Origin of the sequence: Actinoplanes sp. NPDC051633 (assembly GCF_040681735.1) — a bacterium.
Taxonomy (GTDB): domain Bacteria; phylum Actinomycetota; class Actinomycetes; order Mycobacteriales; family Micromonosporaceae; genus Actinoplanes.
This window is the reverse complement of record NZ_JBFAZH010001423.1, coordinates 1-1,771: the sequence shown is the minus strand read 5'-3', so window position 1 is coordinate 1,771 and position 1,771 is coordinate 1. Positions and strand designations below refer to the sequence as shown.

Here is a 1,771-nt window from a genome sequence, read left to right as displayed (position 1 = left end):
CCTCGACGGGCCGCTCCTCGAGGTAGACCGGCGGGAAGATCTTGAGGGCGTAGTCCCCGGCGGCGTAGACGGGCAGGGAACCGGTCGGGTATCGCACCGGCTCGGCGGCGACGCCGGAGTCGGCCAGTAGTGCCCGAACCCCTGGGCCGAGCGCTTCCTCGTCGGTGGCGACAAGGTCGTAGTCCTCTTCGTCGAACACTTCCGGCCAGACCATCGATCCTCCGAACGATTGCGGCTCTCCGAGGTGACGGGCGGCCCGGCACTCCTCCGGTAAGTGCGAACTCCGGCACGCTGAGTTGCCAAACGATCCGGACAAACAACAGGATTCCGGTACGAATCAGCCAGCTGGAAGGACCTATCGGGTGGACCAGGATCCCACGAGCAGTGGCGTACGCGCAGACCCGGACGGCCCGGCGACGCCGGCGCGGGCGGGCCGGTGCGTCGGGAGCTCGTACATCCTCCTCCGGCCCATCGGGCAGGGCGCCACCGGGACGGTGTGGCGCGGCGTCGAGACCGGATCCAACGAGCCGGTCGCCGTCAAGCTGCTGCACGAGAGCCTGCTGCGCCAGCCCAAGCTGGTCACCCGTTTCGTGCAGGAGCGGACCATCCTGCTGATGCTGCGGCACCGCAACGTGGTCCGGGTGCGCGACCTCTTCAGCGTCGGCGAGTCGCTCGGCCTGGTGATGGACCTGGTGACCGGCGGCAGCCTCCGCGACCACCTGCGGGAGCACCGCACGGTGCCGCCCGGCGAGACGGCCCGGCTGGCCGCGCAGCTGGCCGCCGCCCTGGCCGAGGCGCACGAGCTCGGCGTCGTGCACCGCGACCTCAAGCCCGACAACGTGCTGCTGCAGATCGAGAACGGGCGGCTGGAGACGCGCCTGACCGACTTCGGCATCGCCCGGGTGCTCAACATGCCGGCCATCACCACCCCGAACGCCGTGGTCGGCACCCCGCACTACATGTCGCCGGAGGCGTTCCACGGCGCCGCCGCCAGCCCGGCCGCCGACGTCTACGCGCTGGGCATCCTCCTCTACGAGATGGTCACCGGCCGCCCGCCCTTCGACAGCGACACCGTGCACGGCCTGATGCAGCGTCACCTCGAGGGAAACCCCGAACGCCTGCCCGGCATCCCGGACGAACTGTGGGCGGTGATCACGTCCTGCCTGCGAGCGAAGCCCCGCCTCAGGCCCGCCGCGGCCGAGCTCGTCGCCTCCCTCAGCGATGTGTCCCGCGCCGTCGCCGACGCGGCCCCGCTGCCCCCGCCCAAGGCGCCCGCGCCGAAGCCGCCCGCACCACCCGAGCCAGCCGAAAAAGCTGAGCCACAACCGAAGCCGCGAGCCCTCTCGAAGGCCGATCACGTCAGCGTCATCCCGATGCCCCGCCAGCCGAAGCAGGCGCGCAACAAGGCGCCGGGCTGGCGCTGGGCCCGCCCCTGGACCGTGCTGTCGGTGCTGGCCGGCGCGATGCTGGCCTCCGGCGTGGCGACGACCGCCTGGCACGTCACGCGCTCCGGCGCGGCCGACGACGTGACGGTCATCGCCGCCTCGCCCGCGCCCATCATCCGGCCGTCGCTGCCGGTCAGGTCGAGGCCCGCGACGCAGGTCGCGCCGACCGCGGCCGCCGCGCCGGAACGGGTGGCGAAGGCGGAGCCGGTGGGGGAGCGGAAGACCACGGCGTATATTCAGATATTGATTTAAGGATTTTGATAGATGAGAGTTTAGATAAGAATGAAATTTTGATGGAATTTATTAATTTGTTTGAAGATAAATTA

At 69.8% G+C, this 1,771-nt stretch carries 1 protein-coding gene and 1 pseudogene; one reads left to right on the top strand and one right to left on the bottom strand.

What is annotated here, in order from left to right; all coding sequences use genetic code 11:
* A pseudogene (locus AB0M20_RS41665) lies at positions 1 to 214 on the bottom strand (hypothetical protein); the annotation flags it as partial.
* Between the two features lie 148 nt (positions 215 to 362).
* On the opposite strand from AB0M20_RS41665, the gene AB0M20_RS41660 reads away from it, so the two are divergent.
* On the top strand, positions 363 to 1,697 hold the full coding sequence (locus AB0M20_RS41660; RefSeq protein WP_364306867.1) for a serine/threonine-protein kinase: 1,335 nt from the start codon (positions 363 to 365) through the stop codon (positions 1,695 to 1,697).
* Positions 1,698 to 1,771: the final 74 nt, after the last annotated feature.